This window comes from Pseudomonas sp. LY-1 (assembly GCF_053502595.1).
This window is the reverse complement of the sequence record NZ_CP094353.1, coordinates 2,059,530-2,083,369: the sequence shown is the minus strand read 5'-3', so window position 1 is coordinate 2,083,369 and position 23,840 is coordinate 2,059,530. Positions and strand designations below refer to the sequence as shown.

Here is a 23,840-nt window from a genome sequence, read left to right as displayed (position 1 = left end):
AGTGAATGCAGTGAAACTATATCGAATAGGCCATTGGTTCTACCAGCGCCGAATCCCCGTCTTGCCGGGCTTTGTTCGCAACCTGATCTTTCTGTTGTTCAACTCGTACATCCCGGTTTCGGCAAATATCGGAAAGGGCACCATTTTCGCTTACGGTGCGATTGGGGTCGTGCTCCATGCGAATGCCAAAGTGGGGGACGGATGTGTACTGGGTCAGGGAATCACGATTGGCGCTGCCGAAGGTTATGTAACAAGTGAGATCAATCGATGCCCGGTCATTGGGCATAACTGCTATATCGGAGCGGGCGCCAAGATCATTGGCGATATAAAAATCGGTGACAACTGTCAAATTGGCGCTTCAGCTGTAGTACTAAAGGATATCCCTGACAACTCAATCGTTGTAGGAGTTCCGGCCAGAATTGTCGGACAAACGTCCGCAGACTACAAGGCAATACGCCCCTGATATGGCAATTGGAGCATCGCGATGAATGGCAGTGACTACTTTAAAAGCAGCCTGATGATTGCAATGTCAGTCTGCGTTGCTATTCTACTTACGCAGAATGCCGGTGTGCTTTTTTATATCGGCATACTAGGAGGCCTGTTCCTAGTGCTGGCCGCCGCCGCTTCGCCATGGCACGGTTTATTGGCATTATTCCCGCTGGTATTTGCGCTGCGCCCCGCGCCGCCATCCGTAGGTACCCAAGAGTTAATATTTGCCGCACTCACGGCAACGGTGTTCGTCAGCACCTTTATCAGACTTTTTCGTATCCGAAGCATAAAATCCATTTTTCGTTTCTTTGCCTGGCCACTTTTGATCGGCATTGGGTTACTGTGCCTCAACTTATTGATTGCGATGAAACACCATGTCCCTGTACAAGATTGGATCAGGGGCGTTACACCCTTTTTATTTATATTTGCGCTCATGCCCGTATGCGTACTTATCAACGGTGAGCAAAAAAATATTTATTGGATTGGCGCCTCGATCGGCGCACTGGTCTTATTGAGCGCAGGCCATATCGTTTTGTACTATTTCCAATATGATATATGGCAACCGTACTGGACCGTATTGGTGGATGGAGAACAGATAAGGTTGTCACGGGAAGCCGCACTGAATATGGCAAATACCGTAGGCCCCCTGCGGGACCGGATAACCATGCTGTTACCGCAGGCGACAGATGCACTGCTGCCTTCTGGAATGGCCGCAGGTTTTGTTATCAACACATTAACGCGAAACCGATATATCGCACTGGTGAGTGCCTTCATATCATTGCTTTGCCTGACAGCGGTGCTGATCACGTTAACGAGAAGCATGTTGATCAGTGGCGTCGCTACCATTGCTCTATTCTCAATCTATATTTTTGTCACTCACAAAAATCTCCGTGTAAAAATTTCTGCCAACATTACCGCTCAACTGGTATTAGGCTTGGTATTCATCTTCTCCACCGGTATGGATCAATCTTGGCTGGGGCGCTTGAATTCCCTGTCCGACGCAGCACTGCCAATGGCTACCGCCCCCATCTCGTCAAATACCCCAGAGAACACGGAAATAATCGTTTTAAATACCATCACGAAAAAGAAAGAGGATTTCAACGTAGCATCTAGAGTCAAAGAATACGAAATTGCATGGGACATGTTTTTGAGCAGCCCCGTATTCGGTAATGGAATAGGTGTAAAGCATGAGATGCACTGGGAAAAACCTGACGGCTCATCACTTATAGAACTTGTTGGATACATACACAACTGGCCTTTGTATATGCTAATGGTGAGTGGAGTACTAGGACTCCTGACCTACACACTCATTATCATGGGCCCCGCCCTGTACAAACTGACCACTCTAAAATCCGAGCCCAACTATTTGACAGTTATTCGCATAACCGTCATGACCATGGCTATATATGGATTATTTTTTGCGGTCTTTCGATTGATCTCTTTCAACATACTGCTCGCCACAGCATGGGGATTAATTTATGCGCAAAAATGGCCTATGCAAAAAATCAGTGACAGCGCAAAAAACACGGAATTGAACACCCCCCAATGTTCAGCAACCGAACACGCCATAAAAAATAAAGTTACTGACCAACAAAATAGGGAGCAACCAGTTTAATGTGCGGTTTAAGTTTTTTTGCGGTTAAACGCGATACTCCTGCGCTACGAGACCAATTGCAAGCGAGTCTCGCGGCCACCAAGCATCGTGGCCCAGACGCTTCCGGCACCTATTTCGCCGAAATTGCCAACCACCAAGTTGGACTTGGTCATAATAGACTCAGCATTTTGGATCTTTCGGCAACTGGCAGCCAACCGATGTTTACTGGCAATGGAATTAGCATCGTATTCAATGGAGAAATCTTTAACCATCATGAACTACGTAACCAGTTGATCGAACAAGGCTACACATTCAATGGCACCTCCGACACCGAGGTAATCCTTCAATTGTATGTAGCGCACGGGGACCACGCCTTCAAACGTCTACAAGGAATGTATACATTTGTCATTCTGGACGAACCGCGCCAGAAAACATTCTTGGTAAGGGATGTGATCGGGATAAAGCCGGTATATTGCTACACTGGCGAATATGGCATCTATGCCTGCTCCGAAATCCGTGGCCTCAAGTGTTATTCGGACGTCGTAACTGAGATCGACAATGACGACGTTTTTGAGTTCTTCAACAACGGCTTCCTCTACGAGCCGAACACCGGCTACAAAGCTATCAAAAAGCTAATGCCGGGGACTTACCTTGAGTTCGATCTATTGACCGGCGACTGCAGGACGCGGCGGCACCAGACCATAACGAGCTACACATCAGAACAGAGCCTTGCAGAAAATGTATGCTCCGCTGTCACGCGGCAATTGGAAGCAGACGTTCCAGTCGGTGTATTTTTCAGTGGTGGCGCTGATTCGAGCATACTGGCGAGTTTCACAGGTGAAGCAGATCTTTTTTTTGCAAAGTACGAAGCAACGGATGACTCCGTCATCGACATGAGGTTTTCAGCTGAAATCGCCGATTACCTGCACAAAAAGCTGGTCGTCACAGAGATTCTTGATTCAAAAGATGATGTTTTCGAGTCGATCGATTTTGTCGCCGCGAATACAGAAGAGCTGGTATCCGATTACACCTTCTGGGCCACCTACCGCTTATCGGCTGAAGCCAGGAAGAGCGGATACACAGTGATGCTCAGTGGAATGGGCGGAGACGAAGCATTTGCTGGATACCCACGCTACAAGGTCCTGAAGCATCACCGGTTGATCCGTCTGCTCTACCCGGTCTTGAACGCGCTGCTGAAACTGAAGCTATTCCCCAAGCAACTTGACAAGAAATTTGAGCGGCTGGTTTCCTATGCCGAAGAAAGCTATTGGCCTCTGGCCTATTCTCGAATGCTGGGATATTTTTCGCGCCAAGAACTCAAGGGCTTTTTCCGCGATTTTGCGGGGCTGGAGTGCCACTACAAACAACGCTTGAACGCCGTACTCCTTGATTACAGTGGCGATCCGGCAGACAAGGTAAAATTCGCACAACACTTTGACCTGACAGGTTTTCTCAGTCATAACCTCAGCGTATCTGACAAAGCCAGCATGCTCGCCAGTATTGAGCTGCGCGTTCCACTGCTGGATGAACGAATCGTTGCGAAAGGCTTGGCGACCTCCAGTGCCGATTTGTTGAAAGGCGGCAATCCCAAGGCGCCACTTAAGACTCTATTAAAAAGCCTGCTACCCGCCTCACTTGTCGATCGTCCAAAAACCGGATTCAACCCCCCTCTCGATGGCATTATCCGTCGCATTGGCTCAGAACGCCTGCTGTCAGAGTTCGAACGTATTTATGCTTACCTGCGACCTGAAGAAGTAGAGAAACTGGTCAAAAACCATTTCAGGGGTACCGCCAATAACACCTACAAGCTATGGCAGGTGTTGTACTTCGAACGCTGGCTAAAACATAACTTTCCATGAGCATCACTAAAATCAATCAATCTGACTTCTCACTATTCAAGTGGTTCTCATGGGCAATACGTTAATGCATCGACTACTAAAGCTCTACCATACGGTAAAACTGTTGCGGATGAAGCAGATTTTCTATCGACTGTATTACCGTTACGCTAAAATCAGTTCTTTTACTGCCCCCACACCTGTCAAACGGATGAGTTTCGGCTTAGCTAATCCACCGCACTGGAGTTCTTCGCACTTTACAGCTGACGAACAGTTTGAATTTATGGGCCTTAAAGCACCGTTTGAGTGGAACAATCAACAGCGCCCGAAGATCTGGCAGTACAACCTGCACTACCTTGATCACCTCGTGTCATCAGACCGCACACGACCTGATTTTGATAGAACCTTGGTAAACAGCTGGATTGCCGGCAACCCACCCTATGCAGGTTGCGGCTGGGAGCCTTATACACTTTCACTGCGCATTGTGAACCTCATTAAATGGTTCAATCAGCAGCCCACCCTTGAGCCGAAGTGGCTGGATAGCCTGGCCATACAATGCCATGCACTCTCAAAGCAGGTTGAACACCACATCCTCGCCAACCATATATTTGTGAATGGTAAGGCGCTGCTATTTGGCGGCTGCTTCTTAGATGGCGCAGATGCTGAACGTTGGCAATCTGCCGGATTGAAGATACTGGACACAGAGGTCAAAGAGCAGTTTTTGGCTGATGGCGCGCATTTTGAACTATCCCCCATGTACCACGCATCCTTGCTTTGGGACATGTGTGACTTAGTGAATTTAGCCACTCATACTGCAATACCAACACTAAGAACACGCCTTCCCGAGTGGAAACAAATTATTAAAAAGGGCATCGTCTGGCTGCGCAGCCTCCAGCACCCGGATGGAGATATACCATTTTTTAACGACTCGGCATTGGGTATTGCCCCAACATTAGGCAATATTGAAATGTATGCCAGCGAACTGGGGTGTTTACCAGCGAACAACAAGCCAAAGCCCTTGGCTGTTTACGCAGAACATCATATCGAAAGTGGTTACGTGGCGGTTAATTTCAGTGACGCCAGCAAGGCGCTTTTGAACCTGACACAAGTAGCCCCCGACTATCAACCCGGACATACCCACGCGGACACCTTGAGCTTCGAACTCAGTTTGTTTGGGCATCGAGTGTTCGTTAACTCCGGAACCTCGCAATACGGTGAAGACTCCGAACGTCATCGCCAACGCAGTACTGCGGCACACAATACAGTCGACGTTAATGATGAAAACTCATCTGAAGTATGGGCAGGCTTCAGGGTCGCACGCCGAGCACGAACGACACTGAGCTTGATCGAACAAAATGAAAACGCCGTGCGTATTCGCAGCAGCCACGATGGCTACCAGCGATTGAAAGGCAAAAATCTGCACACGCGTGAATGGATAGCTACACCGGGCGAATTACAAATCCGCGATTCGGTCACAGGCGATTTCAACCGAGCATTAGCCAGGCTCTACGTACACCCCGAAGTCAAGATTATTCAAAATGGCGACACCTTTACGTTAACGCTCCCAGGAGGTCAGGTCGCCGTCGCTACCGTACAAGGCGCGAAAAGTGTCAGCTTGATTTCTACTACGTGGCATCCAGCATTCGGTGAATCAATTCCAAACCAATGCATCATTGCTGAACTGTCATCCACCGTGCTGAGCACTCGTATAACCTGGTGAGGTTTATTTGAAACTTTTAATTTTGAGCTTCTATTACCAACCTGACCTTTCGGCGGGCTCCTTTCGCTCAACCGCGTTGGTAGACGCGCTGCTCAAGCGACTGCCAGTGGATGCTCATATCGAATTGATTACAACCCTGCCAAACCGCTATAGCACCTTCACTAGCGCAGCGCCGGAACTGGAAGAGCATCCTCGCCTGACGGTGCGAAGAGTCGCCCTGCCCGCCCACAAAAGCGGAATGATTGATCAAGCCAAGGCTTTTCTGGTTTACGCAAATACTGTGCGCAAAATAATAAAAGACAAGCGCCATGACCTTGTCTATGCCACCTCTTCACGCCTTATGACGGCAGTGCTGGGCGCCCTCATCGCACGCAAACAAAAAGCTCCGCTTTATTTAGACATTCGCGATATTTTTGTTGATACGATCAAAGATGTTTTACCGAAGAAACTGGTTTGGCTAATGAAGCCAATACTTTCGCTACTCGAAAGATTTGCCATCACCTCAGCGAAAAAGGTGAATCTGGTTTCTGAAGGATTTTATCCGTACTTCAAATCACGCTATCCAGACCAGAGCTATTCATTTTTTACAAACGGCATCGACAGCGAGTTCTTGAGCGCCCAGCCGTTGGAAACCACAGTTAGCTCGCCGAAGGTGATGGACGTCGTCTATGCCGGGAACATTGGTGAAGGCCAGGGCCTACATCATATCGTCCCGTTTTTAGCAAAACAGCTCGAAGGCGTGTTGCGATTTCGGGTAATCGGTGACGGAGGCCGGCTGGCGCTTCTAAGAGAAGCCATTACGGCGCAAGGATGTACTAATGTTGAATTATTAACCCCCGTCAAGCGCGATGAGTTGATTCAGATTTATCAGTCTGCGGATGTGCTCTTTCTACACTTGAACGACTATGATGCGTTTCGCAAAGTTTTACCGTCGAAACTGTTCGAATACGCTGCGCTGGGCAAGCCGATCTGGGCCGGCATATCCGGTTATGCGGCGAATTTTGTTTCCATGCATATCGAAAACGCGGCTGTCTTTGAGCCTTGCGATGTCGCCGCCGGGGTAAAGGCCCTCGAAACCTTGACTATCGCGACCAGCCCCCGCCATGCCTTCGTAGAACATTTCGATCGCAGTAGTATCATGCGTGAAATGTCAGAAGACGTTCTTTCACTCCTAGAGACTACTTGATCATGCAAATCCTCCTGACAGGAGCGAGCGGTTTCGTTGGTCGTGGTCTAGTTCCCCCATTATTGGCACGACGACACAACATCACCGCTGCCATGCGCAACCTGAATGCAGAGTTTGATCTGCACATTGACCAGGTTCAGATAAGCGGGCTGTCCGCAGATCAGAAGTGGCAGCCATTGCTGGCTGGCAAAGATCTAGTGATCCATTTGGCGGCTCGTGTACACGTCATGAGTGACAACTCAGCCGACCCGCTAGTCGAATACCGCCGGGTCAATGTTGATGGAACCCTCCATTTGGCGCGGCAAGCCGCCGATGCCGGCGTCAAACGCTTCATCTTCATCAGCTCAATCAAAGTTAACGGAGAAAGCACCACGGGGGGCATGGCTTACACGGCTGATGGTCCGACGGCGCCAACCGACCCTTATGGTATCTCCAAGATGGAGGCCGAACGCGGTCTACGTGCCTTAGCAGACGAAACAGGGATGGAGGTTGTGATAATCCGTCCCGTTCTTGTGTATGGCCCCGGCGTGCAGGCGAACTTTCTCAGCATGATGCGCTGGCTGCATAAGGGCCTGCCATTGCCGCTTGGCGCTATCGATAACCAACGCAGCCTGGTCGCTCTGGATAACCTCGTTGACTTGATAGTGACCTGTGTCGAACACTCTGCTGCAGCAAACCAAACTTTTTTAGTGAGTGATGGCGAGGATCTCTCGACTACAACGTTGTTACGCCGTATGGCTAAGGCTATCGGGAAGCCCGCACACCTGCTGCCCTTACCCGCCTGGATGCTCGAAGCCGGAGCCGCCATATTGGGGCGACGGGCTCTCGCACAACGATTATGTGGCTCTCTACAAGTAGATATCTCCAAGACTCGCGAACTCTTGGGATGGACACCACCGTGCAGCGTGGATGACGCACTGCGTAAAACAGGCAAACATTTTTTGGAACTACACGCTAAATGAATATGTGGTGGCTGTTACCGGCTGCGACCCTTGTCGCACTTATTCTGACAGGTGCCTTGCGCCATTACGCACTCGCCAGAAGCCTGATCGATATACCCAACGCGCGCAGTTCGCATGTCGTACCGACCCCCAGAGGCGGCGGAGTATCGATCGTTATAAGCTTTTTGCTTGCCCTGGTACTGACTGCAAACCTGGGTGCCGTCGCCTGGTCTTTTGCCTGGGCGCTTTTGGGCGCCGGTGCCGGTATCGCAGTATTGGGGTTTCTTGACGACCATGGCCATATTGGTGCTCGCTGGCGCCTACTCGGGCATTTCATTGCGGCTGCTTGGGTACTTTTCTGGGTTGGCGGACTTCCGCCGCTGGAACTACTAGGGTTTTCAATCGACCTTGGCTGGGTCGGTCATGTGTTGGCGGCTGTTTATTTAGTCTGGCTGTTAAACCTATACAATTTCATGGACGGAATTGATGGCATAGCCAGCGTCGAAGCAATTTGTGTCGGTCTCAGCAGTGCTCTGCTGTATTGGCTTGCCGGATATGATCGTTTGGCGCTGCTGCCGCTGCTATTGGCATTTGCGGTTGCGGGCTTCCTGTATTGGAACTTTCCTAGAGCGCGCATCTTCATGGGCGACGCCGGCAGTGGCTTTTTGGGAGTCACGCTGGGGATACTGTCATTACAGGCAGCCTGGACTGCGCCGCAGCTCCTTTGGAGCTGGCTAATCCTGCTCGGCGTGTTTATTACCGATGCCACTTGGACCTTGCTGCACCGCTTGTTGAGGGGGGAAAAAGTTTATGAGGCACATCGCAGCCACGCTTACCAATTTGCTTCACGCCAGTTTGGCAAACACTTGCCGGTAACCCTGACGGTGGCGGCAATCAATATTGGTTGGTTGCTCCCCATGGCACTGCTGGTCAGCGGTAACATATTGGATGGGGTAATTGGGCTACTTCTGGCCTATCTACCGTTAGTTGCGTTAGCGGTAAAGTTCAAGGCAGGAGCTAAAGAGATTTGCTGATCGACTCCGGGATGGCAGCCGCCTTCTCGTCTCTATATGAGCAGAGCGACGTCACTTTACGCAGTCAAGCCAAATGCTTGCGGCGTCGCGCTCTTATAGTACGGCTTGCAATCCAACCAACCAGAGGGCCCACCGTCATACCGAGAAATAAGGCAGCCACGATAAAGACAGATACTGGAAACTGTGGCACGACCCATCCAAAAAACCGTAGAGAAACCACCTGTTGGTTCTCCAGCACGAACGCCAGAATGCAGAGCAAAACCAAAAGTATCACCAAAATACCAAGCACGCGCTTGAAGCTACTCATGACTTACTCCCTGAACGAGTTTCAAACCTCGTCCTCTTCCTCGTTGACCCGGTCTCGCAACTCTTTACCTGGTTTGAAATGCGGAACGAACTTGCCGTCCAGGCTGACGGATTGCCCGGTCTTAGGGTTACGGCCTACGCGCGGGGCGCGGTAGTGTAGCGAGAAGCTGCCAAACCCTCGGATCTCAATACGATCGCCCGTAGCCAGGCATTGGGACATTTGTTCAAGCATGGTCTTGATGGCCAGCTCCACATCCTTGGATGAGAGCAGCCCTTGATGGGTGACAATTCGTTCGATCAACTCCGACTTCGTCATATTTTTCCCTTCTTTTTCAAGCAGCTAGGAAAAGCGCTTCAAAGGTTTTAGCATGACTTGATGAATTTGAACAGCCCATCCAATAACTTATCTACACGCCAGATCGACTTCACTATCAAGCGCTTACGCGCTCAATTGCAGATCACCAGCATCGTGCGGGTAACGGCGCCTGCCGGGTTCCAGCCGAACAAGTAATCCCCTTCCTCGTCCTTGGCGTCACTGGACCTTGTGACGACCTTGTACCCCTGCATCTTGCACTCTCGAGCCGCGCGCTTCTCGCACTTCTCCCAGTTGGAGCCCAAGCCTGAGCAGTCGATCTCGATGCCACTGACGCCATGCCGTGCGTGAGTCTTGGCATTGGTGGCGGCGCAACCTGCAAGCATGGCCATTGCGAACACTAAGATGAGCCTGTTCATTGAAAATCCTTACTGAATCAGCAGCACGGGAATAGCTTATCCAAAGACTATAATCAGTTCTGACACCGATCAGCTCTACGTGATTCTAAGTTGTTGATTCAACAAATTTCAGGCACAAAAAAGGGCGACCGAAGTCGCCCTTTTTCTATGGTCTGACAGAACTCAGTTCTGTTTTTCCATTTGTGCACGCAGCAGGTCGCCCAGAGTGGTAGGACCAGCAGAAGGCTCAGAGGTAGCTGGCTTGTCGCGCAGGCTCTGGATGGCTTCTTTCTCTTCAGCATCGTCTTTCGACTTGATGGAGAGCTGGATTACGCGGCTCTTGCGGTCAACGCTGATGATCTTGGCTTCTACTTCTTCGCCTTCTTTCAGAACGTTGCGCGCGTCTTCAACGCGGTCACGGCTGATTTCGGAGGCTTTCAGAGTCGCTTCGATATCGTCGGCCAGGGTGATGATGGCGCCTTTAGCGTCAACTTCTTTCACGATGCCTTTAACGATTGCGCCTTTGTCGTTCTCTTGAACGTACTCGGAGAACGGATCGCTTTCCAGTTGCTTGATGCCCAGGGAGATGCGCTCGCGCTCTGGGTCAACCGACAGGATAACGGTGTCCAGCTCGTCGCCCTTCTTGAAGCGACGAACAGCTTCTTCGCCCACTTCGTTCCAGGAGATGTCGGACAGGTGAACCAGGCCGTCGATGCCGCCGTCCAGACCAATGAAGATACCGAAATCGGTGATCGACTTGATGGTGCCGGAGATTTTATCGCCCTTGTTGAACTGGCCAGAGAAATCTTCCCATGGGTTAGATTTGCACTGCTTGATGCCCAGGGAGATACGACGACGCTCTTCGTCGATGTCCAGAACCATAACTTCCACTTCGTCGCCGACTTGTACGACTTTCGAAGGGTGGATGTTTTTGTTGGTCCAGTCCATTTCGGAAACGTGTACCAGGCCTTCAACACCTTCTTCCAGCTCAGCGAAGCAGCCGTAGTCGGTCAGGTTGGTAACACGCGCGGTCACGCGGGTGCTTTCTGGGTAACGGGCTTTGATAGCGACCCATGGATCTTCACCCAGTTGCTTCAGGCCCAGGGAAACACGGTTGCGTTCGCGATCGTATTTCAGAACCTTGACATCGATCTCGTCGCCAACGTTGACGATTTCGGAAGGATGCTTGATACGCTTCCAAGCCATGTCGGTAATGTGCAGCAGGCCATCGACGCCACCCAGATCGACGAATGCGCCGTAATCGGTGAGGTTCTTGACGATACCTTTGACTTGTTGGCCTTCCTGCAGGGATTCCAGCAGAGCTTCACGCTCGGCGGAGTTCTCTGCTTCCAGGACGCTACGACGGGAAACGACAACGTTGTTGCGTTTCTGATCGAGCTTGATGACCTTGAATTCGAGTTCCTTGCCTTCCAGGTGCGTGGTGTCGCGCACTGGACGGACGTCGACCAAAGAACCTGGCAGGAACGCACGGATGCCGTTAACGTCGACAGTGAAGCCGCCTTTAACCTTACCGTTGATAACGCCCTTGACCACTTCTTCAGCTGCGAAGGCTGCTTCGAGAACAATCCAGCATTCAGCGCGCTTGGCTTTTTCACGGGACAGCTTGGTTTCACCGAAACCGTCTTCAACCGAGTCCAGAGCAACGTGAACTTCGTCACCGACATTGATAGTCAGATCGCCAGCGTCGTTGTAGAACTGCTCAAGCGGGATGAGTGCTTCAGACTTCAGACCAGCGTGAACGGTTACCCAGCGAGCTTGGTAATCGATATCAACGATAACACCGGTGATGATGGAGCCTGCCTGAAGGTTCAGGGTTTTTAGGCTTTCTTCAAAGAGTTCCGCAAAGCTTTCGCTCATTTTAATTCCTGTTGATAAGGGCGAAGAATACGCCCATCTCCACGCCCCAGACGGTGTGGGTTAGTTTCAATTAAAAGAAGCACCGCAGGACTATGACTGGTCCCCTGCAGACTTCTTGGTCACCCGGCGATATCGCGAATAGCGATTTCACTCAAGATGCGTTCCAGCACCTGCTCGATGGACAACTCCGTTGAATCCAGCTGTATGGCATCAGCCGCCGGCTTGAGCGGGGCTACTGCGCGCTGGGTATCACGCTCGTCGCGTGCACGGATCTCATCTAGCAGACTCGACAGACTAACACCATCCACTTTGCCCTTCAACTGCAAGTAGCGGCGACGCGCCCGCTCCTCGGCGCTGGCGGTCAGGAAAATCTTCAGCGGCGCCTCGGGAAATACCACCGTGCCCATGTCGCGGCCATCGGCTACCAGGCCCGGCGGTTCCTGAAACGCGCGCTGGCGCTGCAACAGCGCATCACGCACGGCCGGCAGCGCGGCAACCTGGGAGGCCCAGGAACCGACTTGTTCGTTACGCAGGTCATCGGTCACATCGTCCCCTTCCAGGATGATGCGCTGGGGATGACCTTCCGTCGCAGCGACGAACTGCACATCAAGGTGCGCCGCCAGCAGCTTCAGGGATTCTTCGTTGGTGAGGTCGACGCCGTGGTTGCGGGCGGCAAATGCCAGCAGGCGGTACAGCGCGCCGGAATCCAGCAGGCACCAGCCCAGGCGCTTGGCCAGGATGCCGGCGATCGTGCCTTTGCCCGAGCCGCTTGGCCCGTCGATGGTAATCACCGGTGCTTTGATATTCACAATTGAGCCTCTTGGGCAACACGGATGCCGACTTGGGCACACAGTGTAAGAAAGTTCGGAAAAGACGTAGCAACATTGGCGCAGTCACGGATACGAATCGGCGCCGTTGCCCGCAGCGAAGCCACGCTGAACGCCATGGCGATCCGGTGATCGCCATGGGCATGCACTTCGCCACCGCCCATCAGGCCACCGTCAATGATAATCCCATCAGGGGTGGGTTCACACTTCACGCCAAGGGCGAGCAGACCGTCGGCCATGACCTGGATACGATCGGACTCCTTGACCCGCAATTCTTGTGCACCGCGCAGGACGGTTCGCCCTTCAGCGCAGGCAGCAGCCACAAACAGCACAGGAAATTCATCGATTGCCAACGGCACCAGCGCTTCGGGGATCTCGATCCCTTTCAACGCAGCCGCCCGCACCCGCAAGTCGGCCACCGGTTCGCCGCCCACTTCGCGCGGGTTTTCCAGGCGGATATCCGCGCCCATCAGCCGCAGGATATCGATCACCCCGGTGCGCGTCGGATTGACGCCGACATGTTCAAGCAACAGCTCGGAACCTTCCGCTATCGACGCCGCCACCAGGAAAAATGCCGACGAGGAAATATCCCCCGGCACTTCGATATGGGTGGCGACCAGCGCATGGCCCGACTCGACCGTCGCCGTTGCACCCACGACCTCTACCGGATAACCGAAACCGCGCAGCATGCGCTCGGTATGGTCGCGGGTCGGTGCCGGCTCGGTGACGGACGTCTTGCCCTCGGCATACAGGCCCGCCAGCAGCAGGCAGGATTTGACCTGCGCACTGGCCATCGGCAGCACATACGTCAGGCCTTTCAACTTCTGGCCGCCACGGATGGTCAGCGGTGGGCGCCCTTCCGGCCCGGTTTCGATCACCGCGCCCATCTTCCGCAGCGGCTCGGCCACGCGGTTCATCGGGCGCTTGGACAACGAAGCATCGCCGGTCAGCACGCTGTCGAAGGCCTGTGCGGCGAGCAAGCCGGACAGCAGGCGCATGGAGGTGCCGGAGTTACCGAGATAAATCGGCCCCGGCGCCGGCTTCAAACCATGAAGCCCGACACCATGAATGGTCACGCGCCCGTGGTGCGGCCCCTCGATCACCACGCCCATGTCGCGAAACGCCTGCAAGGTCGCCAGGGCATCTTCACCCTCAAGGAAACCTTCGACTTCGGTCACGCCCTCGGCCAACGAACCGAGCATGATCGACCGATGGGAGATCGACTTGTCGCCCGGCACCCGGATACGCCCGCTCAAGCGGCCGCCCGGGTTGGCGAGGAAAGTCAGGTCGTCGGCGTTCACTGCGGTTTCCATGTAGGCCCGGCGTGCCAGGATCTTGCTGAAATGTTCACGCGCCACCCGCGCACGGGTAAACACGCCCAATAATTGGTGGCCATCCCCGGCATCGACCGCGTCGCGCAAGGCGTCAAGGTCGCTGCGGAAAGTGTCCAGGGTGCGCAACACGGCCTCGCGGTTGGCGAGGAAGATGTCGTGCCACATCACCGGGTCGCTGCCGGCGATCCGCGTGAAATCGCGAAAGCCACCGGCGGCATAGCGGAAAATCTCGAGGTTTTCGTTGCGTTTGGCCAACGAATCCACCAATCCGAACGCCAGCAGATGGGGCAGATGACTGGTCGCCGCCAGCACTTCGTCGTGGCGCTCGACCTGCATATGCTCGACATCCGCGCCCAGCTCGCGCCACAGACGGTCGACCACGGCCAAGGCCGCCGGGTCGGTTTGCGCCAGCGGCGTCAGAATCACTTTATGCCGACGGAACAACTGCGCATTGGACGCTTCCACCCCGCTCTGCTCGGAACCGGCAATCGGATGGCCCGGCACAAAACGCGCGGGCATCTCGCCAAACGCCTGCTGCGCCGCCCGCACCACATTGCCCTTGGCGCTGCCGACGTCGGTGAGGATCGCCTGGCCGAGATCCATGCCGGCCAGCACCGCCAGCAACTTCTCCATAGCCAGGATCGGCACGGCGAGCTGGATCACATCGGCGCCCCGGCATGCGCGCGCCAGGTCGGTTTCACAGCGATCGACGACACCCAGCTCAACCGCCAACTTGCACGATTGCGGGTCCAGGTCCACGCCGACCACTTCGCCACACAACCCACTCTCGCGCAGGCCCTTGGCGAAGGAACCACCGATCAAGCCCAGACCGACCACCACCAGGCGACCGATCATAGGCACAGCAGGTTGCAATGCAGTGACATCAACCACGGGCCAGAACCTTGGCCAGCGCCTCCAGGAAGCGGCTGTTCTCAGCCGGCAGACCGACGGTGATGCGCAGGTGGTTCGGCATGCCGTAGTTGGCCACCGGACGCACGATCACGCCTTCGCGCAGCAAGCCCTGGAACACCGGGGCCGCCACTTGGCCGAGATCGACGCAGATGAAGTTGCCCTTGGACGGAATCCAGCCCAGGCCCAGCTCACGAAAGCCTGCCTGCAACTGCAGCATGCCGCTTTCGTTGATGCGACGCCCTTCTTCCAGGTACTCGGCATCCTGCAACGCTGCGCAGGCCGCCGCCAGGGCGAGGCTGTTGACGTTGAACGGCTGACGCACACGGTTGAGCACATCGGCCACCACCGCCGTCGACAGACCATAACCGACGCGCAGCGACGCCAGGCCATAAGCCTTGGAGAATGTGCGCGAGACCAGCAGGTTCGGGTAGGCCGCGAGGAAATCCAGGCCGTCGGGCAGGTCGCTGCCTTCGGCGTACTCGATGTAGGCCTCGTCCAGCACCACCAGCACATGTTCCGGCACATCCTGTAGGAAGTCGTTCAGTGCCTGCGCATCGAACCAGGTGCCGGTCGGGTTGTTCGGGTTGGCGATAAACACGACGCGGGTCTGTGCATCGATCGCCGCCAGCATGGCCGGCAGGTCGTGACCCCAGTCCTTGGCCGGAATCACCCGCGCATCGGCACCGACGGCCTGGGTGACGATCGGGTAGACCGCAAACGCGTGCTCGCTGAACACGGCGTTCAGGCCGGGCGCCAGATAGGCACGACCGACCAGTTCAAGAATGTCGTTGGAGCCATTGCCCAGGGTCACCTGATTCAGCTCGACCCCGCACTTCTGCGCCAGCAGGGACTTGAGGGCAAAACCGTTGCCATCCGGATAACGGGTCAGCTCGGCCAGTTCTTCACGAATCGCCGCCAGCACCTTGGGGCTTGGACCCAGAGGGTTCTCGTTACTGGCCAGCTTGACGATCTTCGCCGGGTCCAGGTTCAACTCACGCGCCAGCTCGTCCACAGGCTTGCCTGGAACGTAAGGCGACAGTTGTTGCACGCCCGGCTGCGCCAGGGCGAGGAAGTTGCCACTCATGTTAACGCCTCACAAAACCGCTTTCGGGTAAGAGCCCAGCACCTTGAGTGCCACGGCTTCCTGACTGATTTTCTCGAGCACGCTTTTGACCAGCGGATCGCGGTGATGGCCGATGAAGTCGATAAAAAACACGTAGGTCCATTTACCGCTGCGCGAAGGACGAGTCTCGATGCGCGTCAGGTCAATCCCGTTGTCGTGGAACGGCACCAGCAGTTCATGCAGCGCGCCGGGCTTGTTGCTCATGGAGACGATGATCGAGGTCTTGTCGTCGCCAGTCGGCGGCACTTCCTGGCTGCCGATCATCAAAAAGCGCGTGGAGTTGTCCGGGCGGTCTTCGATTTTTTCGGCCAGGCGCGTCAGGCCGTACAGGCCCGCCGCCATATCGCCAGCAATCGCCGCCGAGTTCCACTCGCCCTTGACCCGCTTGGCCGCTTCGGCGTTGCTGGACACCGCCACGCGCTCGACATTCGGGTAATGGGCATCCAGCCACTTGCGGCACTGGGCCAGGGACTGGGCGTGGGAGTAGATGCGGCTGATGCTGTCGGTCTTGGTGTTTTCACCCACCAGCAAATGGTGGTGGATGCGCAGCTCGACTTCGCCGCAGATCACCATGTCGTGCTCAAGGAAGCTGTCCAGGGTGTGGTTGACCGCGCCTTCGGTGGAGTTTTCCACCGGCACCACGCCAAAATTCACCGCGCCGGCCGCCACTTCACGGAACACTTCGTCGATCGCTGCCATCGGCTTGCTGATCACCGCGTGGCCGAAGTGCTTCATCGCCGCCGCCTGGGTGAAGGTGCCTTCCGGGCCGAGGTAAGCCACTTTCAGCGGCTGCTCGAGCGCCAGGCAGGAAGACATGATTTCACGGAACAACCGCGCCATCTCTTCGTTACCCAACGGCCCCTTGTTGCGCTCCATCACGCGCTTGAGCACCTGGGCTTCACGCTCCGGACGGTAGAACACCGGCACTTCGCCTTCCGCCAGGGACGCCATCTTCACCCGCGCCACTTCCTGGGCACAGCGCGCGCGCTCACTGATCAGCTCTAGGACTTTCTCGTCCAGGCTGTCAATGCGTACACGCAGGGCCTTGAGTTCTTGCTCAGACATTAGCCGTGTTCCTTTTCGAACTCTGCCATGTAGGCCACCAACGCGTTGATGGCATTGATATCGACAGCGTTATAGATGGAGGCGCGCATGCCGCCCACCGAACGGTGACCCTTGAGGTTCAGCAGGCCGCGCGTCTCGGCACCGGCCAGGAACGGCTTGTCCAGACGGTCGTCGGCCAGGCGGAACGGTACGTTCATCCACGAGCGGTCGGTCAGGTTGATCGGGTTGCTGTACAAACCGCTGGCGTCGATGAAGTCGTACAGGGTGCGCTTCTTCACTTCGTTGAGCTTGCCCATGGCGGCAACGCCGCCCTGCTCTTTGAGCCACTCGAACACCAGGCCCGAGAGGTACCAGGCAAACGCCGGCGGCGTGTTGTACATCGAGCCGTTGTCGGCCGCGACCTTGTAGTTGAGCATGGTCGGGCACAGCGAGCGGGCGCGACCGAGCAGGTCTTCACGGACGATGTTGACCAGGATGCCGCTCGGGCCGATGTTCTTCTGCGCGCCGGCGTAGATCATGCCGTACTTGGACACATCGATCGGCCGCGAGAGAATGTCCGAGGACATGTCGCACACCAGCGGCACGTCACCCACTTGCGGCACCCAGTCGAATTCCAGGCCGCCGATGGTTTCGTTGGCCACGTAGTGTACGTAGGCCGCGTCCTTCGACAGCTTCCACTCGTTCTGACCTGGAATCGCGAAGTAATCGTAAGGCTTGGCGGTACCGGCGACGTTGACGTTGCCGTAGCGCGCAGCTTCTTCGATGGCTTTCTGCGACCAGATACCGGTATCGATGTAATCGGCCGTGCCGTCTTCGGGCAGCAGGTTCAGCGGCACCTGGGCGAACTGCTGGCTCGCGCCGCCCTGCAGGAACAGCACTTTGTAGTCGGAGGGAATGTCCAGCAAGTCGCGCAGGTCCTGCTCGGCCTTGGTGGCGATGGACACGAACTCATCACTGCGATGGCTCATTTCCATCACAGAGAGGCCTTTTCCATGCCAATCGAGGAGTTCACCCTGCGCGCGCTGCAGGACTGCTTCAGGAAGCGCCGCGGGACCGGCACAGAAGTTATAGGCTCTCTTGCTCACATCCAATCTCACTCTGATCTGGTGGGGGTGGTGCAATAAATCGAATATTAACTGCTAACGCTGCCTGTAGGAGCGGGCTTGCCCGCTCCTACAGGGGGAGCATTGATATTTCAAAGGTGACAAACAACAAGGGGCGAATCTTCATCCGCCCCCCCTGTTTGTCCGCTTATTCCTGCGGTTCTTCTTCGTCTGCGGCAGCGTCGAGGGTCGGCTCATCGACGTTGTCATCGCCGGTTGCGATCACCTCGCCGTCAAATGCCTCGCCTTCCAGCTCTTCGCCTTCGACTTCCGACGGTTCCTGGACGCGTTCCAAGCCAACCAGCGTTTCGTCGTTGGCCAGCTTGATCAGCGTCACGCCCTGGGTGTTACGGCCCAGGCTCGATACTTCGGCGACACGGGTACGCACCAGGGTGCCCTGGTCGGAAATCAGCATGATCTCCTCGCCATCGAGCACCTGTACCGCGCCGACCAGACGGCCGTTGCGGTCGTTGCTGACCATGGCGATAACGCCCTGGCCGCCACGCTTGTACTCCGGGAACTCGCTGATGGCGGTGCGCTTGCCATAACCACGCGCCGAAGCGGTGAGGATCTGGCTGCCTTCTTCCGGGATCAACATGGAAATCAGCTTCTGCCCTTCCGGCAGGCGCATCCCACGCACACCGCGGGCGGTACGGCCCATGGCACGCACGTCGGATTCTTTGAAGCGCGTCACTTTGCCGCCATCGGAGAACAGCATGACTTCACGCTCGCCATCGGTGATGGCTGCGGAGATCAACACGTCGCCTTCATCCAGCTCCAGGGCGATCAGGCCCACGCTGCGTTGACGGCTGAAGGATTCCAGCGGGGTCTTCTTCACGGTGCCCTTGGCGGTGGCCATGAAGATGAAGTGACCTTCGGTGTATTCATCGACCGGCAGCATGGTGGTGATGTACTCATCACTGTCCAGCGGCAGCAGGTTGACCAGCGGACGCCCACGGGCGGCACGGGAGGCTTCCGGGATTTCGTAGGTTTTCAGCCAGTACACCTTGCCCTTGCTGGAGAACAGCAGCAGCGTGGTGTGGCTGTTGGCGACCAGCAGGTGAGCGATGTAGTCCTCATCCTTGACGCCGGTAGCCGATTTGCCTTTACCGCCACGACGCTGGGCCTGGTACGCAGCCAATGGCTGGGTCTTGGCATAGCCACCGTGGGAGATGGTCACGACGCGCTCTTCTTCCGGGATCATGTCACCCAGGGTCAGGTCGAGACGCGCATCGAGGATTTCGGTGCGGCGCACGTCGCCGTATTCGGCGCGGATCACTTCCAGTTCTTCGCGGATCACTTCCATCAGGCGCACGGCGCTGTTGAGGATGCGGATCAGCTCGCCGATCTGGTTGAGGATCTCCTGGTACTCGGCCAGCAGCTTCTCGTGCTCCAGACCGGTCAGGCGGTGCAGGCGCAGTTCGAGGATGGCCTGGGCCTGTTCCGGCGACAGGAAGTACTTGCCGTCGCGCAGACCGTATTGCGGGTCGAGGGTCTCGGGACGGCAGGAATCGGCGCCGGCGCGTTCAACCATCGCCACCACGGCGCTGGATTCCCACGGCATCTTGATCAGCGCTTCCTTGGCTTCCGACGGGGTCGGCGAAGCCTTGATCAGGGCGATGACCGGGTCGATGTTCGACAGCGCAACCGCCTGGCCTTCCAGGATGTGGCCGCGCTCGCGGGCCTTGCGCAGTTCGAACACGGTGCGGCGGGTCACGACTTCGCGACGGTGACGGACGAAGGCTTCCAGCAGATCCTTGAGGTTCAGGATGCGCGGGCGACCGTCGATCAGGGCCACGACGTTGATACCGAACACGCTTTGCAGCTGGGTCTGGGCGTAGAGGTTGTTGAGGATCACCTCAGGCACTTCGCCACGACGCAGCTCGATCACGACGCGCATACCGTCCTTGTCGGACTCGTCGCGCAGCTCGGTGATGCCTTCGAGCTTCTTCTCCTTGACCAGCTCGGCGATCTTCTCGATCAGACGCGCCTTGTTCAACTGGTAAGGCAGCTCGGTGATGACGATCTGCTGGCGGCCACCGACCTTGTCGATGTCTTCGATGATCGAGCGGGCGCGCATGTAAATGCGGCCACGGCCGGTGCGATAGGCTTCGATGATGCCGGCGCGACCGTTGATGATCGCGGCGGTCGGGAAGTCCGGGCCCGGGATGTATTGCATCAGCTCATCGACGGTCAACTCGGGGTTGTCGATGAGGGCCAGGCAACCGTCGATGACTTCACCGAGGTTGTGCGGCGGGATGTTGGTGGCCATGCCCACGGCGATACCGCTGGAGCCGTTGACCAGCAGGTTGGGAATACGGGTTGGCATGACCGCCGGGATCATTTCGGTGCCGTCGTAGTTCGGCACCCAGTCCACGGTTTCTTTGTGCAGGTCGGCCAGCAGCTCGTGCGCCAGCTTGGTCATGCGGACTTCGGTGTATCGCATGGCCGCGGCGTTATCGCCGTCGACCGAACCGAAGTTGCCCTGGCCGTCTACCAGCAGGTAGCGCAGGGAAAACGGCTGGGCCATCCGAACGATGGTGTCGTACACCGCAATGTCGCCGTGAGGGTGATACTTACCGATCACGTCACCGACAACACGGGCAGATTTCTTGTACGGCTTGTTCCAGTCGTTACCCAGCTCGCTCATCGCGAACAGCACACGCCGGTGCACGGGCTTCAAGCCATCGCGCGCATCAGGCAGTGCCCGACCGACAATTACGCTCATCGCGTAGTCGAGGTAGGACTGTTTCAGCTCGTCTTCGATATTGACCGGGAGGATTTCTTTGGCCAGTTCGCCCATGAGAAGCCTGATTCCTTTTTCGGGTGAAACCTCGTCACATCCATATGGGACGAACGAAGCTCGCCGCTGCCGGCATGGTGCCTGGCAACGACTTACGACAAATCAACGAGTTATGACACGGATCTGCACGTTAAAGGCAGCCCCTCGGGGCGACCCTGGAAACCGCCGGATGTTATCACAATCGCCGCCACGCACCTATCCCCCTGACGGGCATGGAGCATAGTAAGTTGACGGATGACAGGCTTGAGGGCGACGAGAGGGGCTTAGAGCCGGGGTGGTGCTGTTTTTTCGCGGCAGATCCGAAGAAACCATGGCCTTTCAAGGCCAATCGGGAGCAAGCCCCCTGCCACACTCAAATTGTGAACACAGTCAAATGTGGGAGGGAGCTTGCTCCCGATGGCAATCTAACAGCCACCAAAGCCCTCAATGCAGGCGTTTACGGCACATCAACTTGGCGAGCTTGGCCGTGTCAGGCCGTTCGACAACACCCTTTTCGGTCACGATCACGTCGATCAAGTCGGCCGGGGTCACATCAAACACCGGATTGAAGGCATTCACATCCGCAGCAAAACGCTGCCCGGCGACGTCCAGCAACTCGCCCGCAGCGCGCTCTTCCAGGGCCACGTCGTCGCCGGAGGCCATCATCAGGTCCAGGGTCGAACTCGGCGCCACCACCATGAAACGCACGCCATGGTGCATGGCGCACACCGCCAATTGATAAGTGCCGATCTTGCCGATCACATCACCGTTGGCCGCAATGCAGTCGGCGCCGACGATCACCCAGGTCACGCCTTTGGTCTTGAGGATATGCGCGCCCGCCGAGTCGGCATTGACCGTGACGGGCAGCCCCTCGCCAGCCAATTCCCACGCCGTCAGCCGCGAACCTTGCAACCATGGCCGGGTTTCGTTGACATAGACCTGCTCGACCAGCCCCTCCAGGAAGGCCGCGCGGATCACGCCGAGGGCCGTGCCGACGCCTCCTGTGGCCAGGGCGCCTGCGTTGCCATGGGTCAGGATCGCCTGGGCGTTGCCCTGGTGCTTGCGAATCCGCTCGACGCCCAACTGGGCCATGACGACGTTGGCTTCGCGGTCGCTCTCATGGATCGCGATGGCTTCGGCCTCCAGCACCGCCAGCGGGTCGGCGTGCTGTTTGAGACGGTCCAGGCGGTCGCGCATGCGTTTGAGGGCCCAGAGCAGGTTTGCGCCGGTCGGGCGGGTATCGGCCAAAAGTGCGTAGTCTTCTTCCCATCCAGCCTGCCAGTCATCGCCCTCGGCGATCCGTTCGCGGGCGGCGAGTACCAGGCCGTAGGCGGCACTGATGCCGATGGCCGCTGCGCCGCGCACGACCATCGAGCGTATAGCCGCGGCCACTTCATCGACCGTGGAGCAGGTCACCCAGCTTTCCCGGGACGGCAAAACACGCTGGTCGAGCAGGTGCAGTGCGCCATCGCGCCAATCGATGGCCTTCACTTTCTCCGCAGCCAACAGTCGATCGCGCATCCCTCACCCCGCACTCATGAACAAAAGCCGCCGATTATAGCGATCCGCCAGCCAGGACGCTCGGGTATACTTCGCCCTTCTTTTATTGCTGCCCGGGAAGAAGCCTGCGATGACCTCCACTGCCGCCCCGCTCGACTTATTGCTACTGCCGACGTGGCTGGTACCTGTCGAACCCGCCGGCGTGGTGCTCAAGGAGCATGGCCTGGGCATCCGCGATGGGCGTATTGCCTTTATCGGCCCGCGGGCCGCGGCACTGAAACTTTCCGCCAGTGAAGTGCGCGAGCTGCCGGGCATGCTGCTCAGCCCCGGCCTGATCAACGCCCACGGCCACGCGGCGATGACCCTGTTTCGCGGCCTGGCCGATGATCTGCCGCTGATGACCTGGCTGGAAAAACACATCTGGCCCGCCGAGACCAAGTGGGTCGATGAAGCCTTCGTGCGCGACGGCACCGACCTGGCCATCGCCGAACAGCTCAAGGGTGGCATTACTTGCTTCTCGGACATGTACTTCTTTCCCAAGGTCGCCAGTGATTGCGTCCACAACAGCGGGATGCGCGCGCAGATCGCGATTCCGATCCTCGACTTCCCGATTCCCGGCGCCAGCAGCGCCGACGAGGCGATTCGCCAGGGCATCGAGTTGTTCGGCGACCTCAAGCATCACCCGCGCATCAAGATCACCTTCGGCCCCCACGCGCCCTACACCGTGAGCGACGCCAACCTGGAAAAGATCCGGGTGATCGCCGAGGAGCTGGACGCGGCGATCCATATGCATGTGCATGAGAGCGCGTTCGAGGTACAACAGTCTGTCGAGCAGACCGGCGAACGCCCATTGGCGCGCCTCGGCCGGCTTGGCCTGCTGGGCCCGCGCTTTCAGGCCGTTCACATGACCCAAATCAGCGAGGACGACCTGGCTTTGCTGGTAGAAAGCAACACCAGCGTCATCCATTGCCCGGAATCGAACCTGAAACTGGCCAGCGGCTTCTGCCCGGTGGAGCGTCTGTGGCAGGCTGGCGTCAATGTGGCCATCGGTACCGACGGCGCCGCCAGCAACAATGACCTCGACCTGCTGGGCGAAACCCGTACCGCTGCGATGCTGGCCAAGGCCGTCTCCGGTTCGGTGACCGCCCTGGATGCCCATCGTGCCTTGCGCATGGCGACCCTCAACGGCGCCCGCGCCATGGGCCTGGAGGGCGAGATTGGCTCGCTGGAGGTTGGCAAGGCGGCAGATATCGTCGCCTTTGATCTTTCGGGGCTGGCGCAACAACCGATCTACGATCCGGTCTCACAGCTTATATATGCCACCGGACGCGATAGCGTGAAACACCTTTGGGTCGCCGGCAAGCAGTTGCTCGACAACCGGCAGTTGACCCGCATGGATGAACCACAGTTGACCGCCATGGCCATTGCCTGGGGCCAGCGCATCAGCGGGCACCGCGAATAACGCCGGTCCTGAACCCGGGTTCAGGGCTGACAAACCGA

General features: G+C 56.7%; 19 protein-coding genes. 8 read left to right on the top strand and 11 right to left on the bottom strand.

Going from position 1 to position 23,840, the window contains the following annotated elements:
• Position 1: 1 nt before the first annotated feature.
• The 7 genes from MOQ67_RS09515 to MOQ67_RS09485 are packed head-to-tail and all read left to right on the top strand — an operon-like array spanning position 2 to position 8,799.
• Positions 2 to 463 (top strand): serine O-acetyltransferase, encoded by a 462-nt coding sequence (locus tag MOQ67_RS09515; RefSeq protein WP_158683860.1) that lies wholly within the window; start codon positions 2 to 4, stop codon positions 461 to 463.
• A gap of 21 nt (positions 464 to 484) precedes the next feature.
• Positions 485 to 2,104, top strand: coding sequence for an O-antigen ligase family protein (locus MOQ67_RS09510; RefSeq protein ID WP_198717417.1), 1,620 nt, complete (start codon positions 485 to 487; stop codon positions 2,102 to 2,104).
• The gene (gene asnB / locus MOQ67_RS09505) at positions 2,104 to 3,942 is read left to right on the top strand and encodes an asparagine synthase (glutamine-hydrolyzing) (protein WP_198717416.1); all 1,839 of its coding nucleotides are present in this window, start codon (positions 2,104 to 2,106) and stop codon (positions 3,940 to 3,942) included. The genes MOQ67_RS09510 and asnB overlap by 1 nt, the downstream gene beginning before the upstream one ends.
• 49 nt (positions 3,943 to 3,991) lie before the next feature.
• Positions 3,992 to 5,638 carry a heparinase II/III family protein gene (locus MOQ67_RS09500; RefSeq protein WP_232925547.1) on the top strand — a complete coding sequence of 549 codons (1,647 nt, stop codon included), beginning with the start codon at positions 3,992 to 3,994 and terminating at the stop codon, positions 5,636 to 5,638.
• A gap of 7 nt (positions 5,639 to 5,645) precedes the next feature.
• Positions 5,646 to 6,824 carry a glycosyltransferase family 4 protein gene (locus MOQ67_RS09495; RefSeq protein ID WP_104903662.1) on the top strand — a complete coding sequence of 393 codons (1,179 nt, stop codon included), beginning with the start codon at positions 5,646 to 5,648 and terminating at the stop codon, positions 6,822 to 6,824.
• 2 nt (positions 6,825 to 6,826) lie between these two features.
• A complete protein-coding gene (locus tag MOQ67_RS09490) occupies positions 6,827 to 7,786 on the top strand; it encodes a UDP-glucose 4-epimerase family protein (RefSeq protein WP_104903663.1) in 960 nt (319 codons plus the stop codon).
• Positions 7,783 to 8,799 (top strand): MraY family glycosyltransferase, encoded by a 1,017-nt coding sequence (locus MOQ67_RS09485; protein ID WP_104903664.1) that lies wholly within the window; start codon positions 7,783 to 7,785, stop codon positions 8,797 to 8,799. Before MOQ67_RS09490 ends, MOQ67_RS09485 begins: the two co-directional genes overlap by 4 nt.
• 64 nt (positions 8,800 to 8,863) lie before the next feature.
• Here MOQ67_RS09485 and MOQ67_RS09480 read toward each other — a convergent pair whose 3' ends face one another.
• The 11 genes from MOQ67_RS09480 to mtnA all read right to left on the bottom strand — a co-directional run bounded on the left by MOQ67_RS09480 (position 8,864) and on the right by mtnA (position 22,361).
• Complete coding sequence (locus MOQ67_RS09480; RefSeq protein ID WP_104903665.1) at positions 8,864 to 9,106, bottom strand: LapA family protein; 243 nt, start codon at positions 9,104 to 9,106, stop codon at positions 8,864 to 8,866.
• A gap of 21 nt (positions 9,107 to 9,127) precedes the next feature.
• A complete protein-coding gene (ihfB, locus tag MOQ67_RS09475) occupies positions 9,128 to 9,421 on the bottom strand; it encodes an integration host factor subunit beta (protein ID WP_104903666.1) in 294 nt (97 codons plus the stop codon).
• Positions 9,422 to 9,552: 131 nt separating this feature from the next.
• The gene (locus MOQ67_RS09470) at positions 9,553 to 9,837 is read right to left on the bottom strand and encodes a hypothetical protein (RefSeq protein ID WP_104903667.1); all 285 of its coding nucleotides are present in this window, start codon (positions 9,835 to 9,837) and stop codon (positions 9,553 to 9,555) included.
• A 162-nt stretch (positions 9,838 to 9,999) separates the two neighbouring features.
• The gene (rpsA, locus tag MOQ67_RS09465; RefSeq protein WP_003218806.1) at positions 10,000 to 11,694 is read right to left on the bottom strand and encodes a 30S ribosomal protein S1; all 1,695 of its coding nucleotides are present in this window, start codon (positions 11,692 to 11,694) and stop codon (positions 10,000 to 10,002) included.
• 119 nt (positions 11,695 to 11,813) lie between these two features.
• Positions 11,814 to 12,503 carry a (d)CMP kinase gene (cmk, locus tag MOQ67_RS09460; RefSeq protein ID WP_017848848.1) on the bottom strand — a complete coding sequence of 230 codons (690 nt, stop codon included), beginning with the start codon at positions 12,501 to 12,503 and terminating at the stop codon, positions 11,814 to 11,816.
• Positions 12,500 to 14,710 (bottom strand): bifunctional prephenate dehydrogenase/3-phosphoshikimate 1-carboxyvinyltransferase, encoded by a 2,211-nt coding sequence (locus tag MOQ67_RS09455; RefSeq protein ID WP_232925478.1) that lies wholly within the window; start codon positions 14,708 to 14,710, stop codon positions 12,500 to 12,502. The genes cmk and MOQ67_RS09455 overlap by 4 nt, the downstream gene beginning before the upstream one ends.
• A gap of 28 nt (positions 14,711 to 14,738) precedes the next feature.
• A complete protein-coding gene (hisC, locus tag MOQ67_RS09450) occupies positions 14,739 to 15,851 on the bottom strand; it encodes a histidinol-phosphate transaminase (protein WP_017848850.1) in 1,113 nt (370 codons plus the stop codon).
• A gap of 9 nt (positions 15,852 to 15,860) precedes the next feature.
• Positions 15,861 to 16,955, bottom strand: a complete 1,095-nt coding sequence (pheA, locus tag MOQ67_RS09445; protein ID WP_017848851.1) for a prephenate dehydratase — start codon at positions 16,953 to 16,955, stop codon at positions 15,861 to 15,863.
• Positions 16,955 to 18,040: a 3-phosphoserine/phosphohydroxythreonine transaminase gene (gene serC, locus MOQ67_RS09440; protein WP_198717673.1), complete on the bottom strand. Its 1,086-nt coding sequence runs from the start codon at positions 18,038 to 18,040 to the stop codon at positions 16,955 to 16,957. The genes pheA and serC overlap by 1 nt, the downstream gene beginning before the upstream one ends.
• A gap of 166 nt (positions 18,041 to 18,206) precedes the next feature.
• A complete protein-coding gene (gene gyrA / locus MOQ67_RS09435; RefSeq protein ID WP_448675918.1) occupies positions 18,207 to 20,861 on the bottom strand; it encodes a DNA gyrase subunit A in 2,655 nt (884 codons plus the stop codon).
• 423 nt (positions 20,862 to 21,284) lie between these two features.
• Positions 21,285 to 22,361 (bottom strand): S-methyl-5-thioribose-1-phosphate isomerase, encoded by a 1,077-nt coding sequence (mtnA, locus tag MOQ67_RS09430; RefSeq protein WP_057003757.1) that lies wholly within the window; start codon positions 22,359 to 22,361, stop codon positions 21,285 to 21,287.
• Positions 22,362 to 22,470: 109 nt separating this feature from the next.
• On the opposite strand from mtnA, the gene MOQ67_RS09425 reads away from it, so the two are divergent.
• Positions 22,471 to 23,802, top strand: coding sequence for a TRZ/ATZ family hydrolase (locus tag MOQ67_RS09425; protein ID WP_046384283.1), 1,332 nt, complete (start codon positions 22,471 to 22,473; stop codon positions 23,800 to 23,802).
• Positions 23,803 to 23,840: the final 38 nt, after the last annotated feature.

What these genes read in the sequence shown, in the direction of transcription:
- rpsA (WP_003218806.1), bottom strand. Translation starts at nt 11,694, where the DNA reads ATGAGCGAAAGCTTTGCGGAACTCTTTGAAGAAAGCCTAAAAACCCTG.
- pheA (WP_017848851.1), bottom strand. Translation starts at nt 16,955, where the DNA reads ATGTCTGAGCAAGAACTCAAGGCCCTGCGTGTACGCATTGACAGCCTG.
- MOQ67_RS09470 (WP_104903667.1), bottom strand. Translation starts at nt 9,837, where the DNA reads ATGAACAGGCTCATCTTAGTGTTCGCAATGGCCATGCTTGCAGGTTGC.
- MOQ67_RS09485 (WP_104903664.1), top strand. Translation starts at nt 7,783, where the DNA reads ATGAATATGTGGTGGCTGTTACCGGCTGCGACCCTTGTCGCACTTATT.
- ihfB (WP_104903666.1), bottom strand. Translation starts at nt 9,421, where the DNA reads ATGACGAAGTCGGAGTTGATCGAACGAATTGTCACCCATCAAGGGCTG.
- MOQ67_RS09510 (WP_198717417.1), top strand. Translation starts at nt 485, where the DNA reads ATGAATGGCAGTGACTACTTTAAAAGCAGCCTGATGATTGCAATGTCA.
- gyrA (WP_448675918.1), bottom strand. Translation starts at nt 20,861, where the DNA reads ATGGGCGAACTGGCCAAAGAAATCCTCCCGGTCAATATCGAAGACGAG.
- MOQ67_RS09455 (WP_232925478.1), bottom strand. Translation starts at nt 14,710, where the DNA reads ATGATCGGTCGCCTGGTGGTGGTCGGTCTGGGCTTGATCGGTGGTTCC.
- mtnA (WP_057003757.1), bottom strand. Translation starts at nt 22,361, where the DNA reads ATGCGCGATCGACTGTTGGCTGCGGAGAAAGTGAAGGCCATCGATTGG.
- asnB (WP_198717416.1), top strand. Translation starts at nt 2,104, where the DNA reads ATGTGCGGTTTAAGTTTTTTTGCGGTTAAACGCGATACTCCTGCGCTA.
- MOQ67_RS09490 (WP_104903663.1), top strand. Translation starts at nt 6,827, where the DNA reads ATGCAAATCCTCCTGACAGGAGCGAGCGGTTTCGTTGGTCGTGGTCTA.
- MOQ67_RS09425 (WP_046384283.1), top strand. Translation starts at nt 22,471, where the DNA reads ATGACCTCCACTGCCGCCCCGCTCGACTTATTGCTACTGCCGACGTGG.
- MOQ67_RS09480 (WP_104903665.1), bottom strand. Translation starts at nt 9,106, where the DNA reads ATGAGTAGCTTCAAGCGCGTGCTTGGTATTTTGGTGATACTTTTGGTT.
- hisC (WP_017848850.1), bottom strand. Translation starts at nt 15,851, where the DNA reads ATGAGTGGCAACTTCCTCGCCCTGGCGCAGCCGGGCGTGCAACAACTG.
- MOQ67_RS09500 (WP_232925547.1), top strand. Translation starts at nt 3,992, where the DNA reads ATGGGCAATACGTTAATGCATCGACTACTAAAGCTCTACCATACGGTA.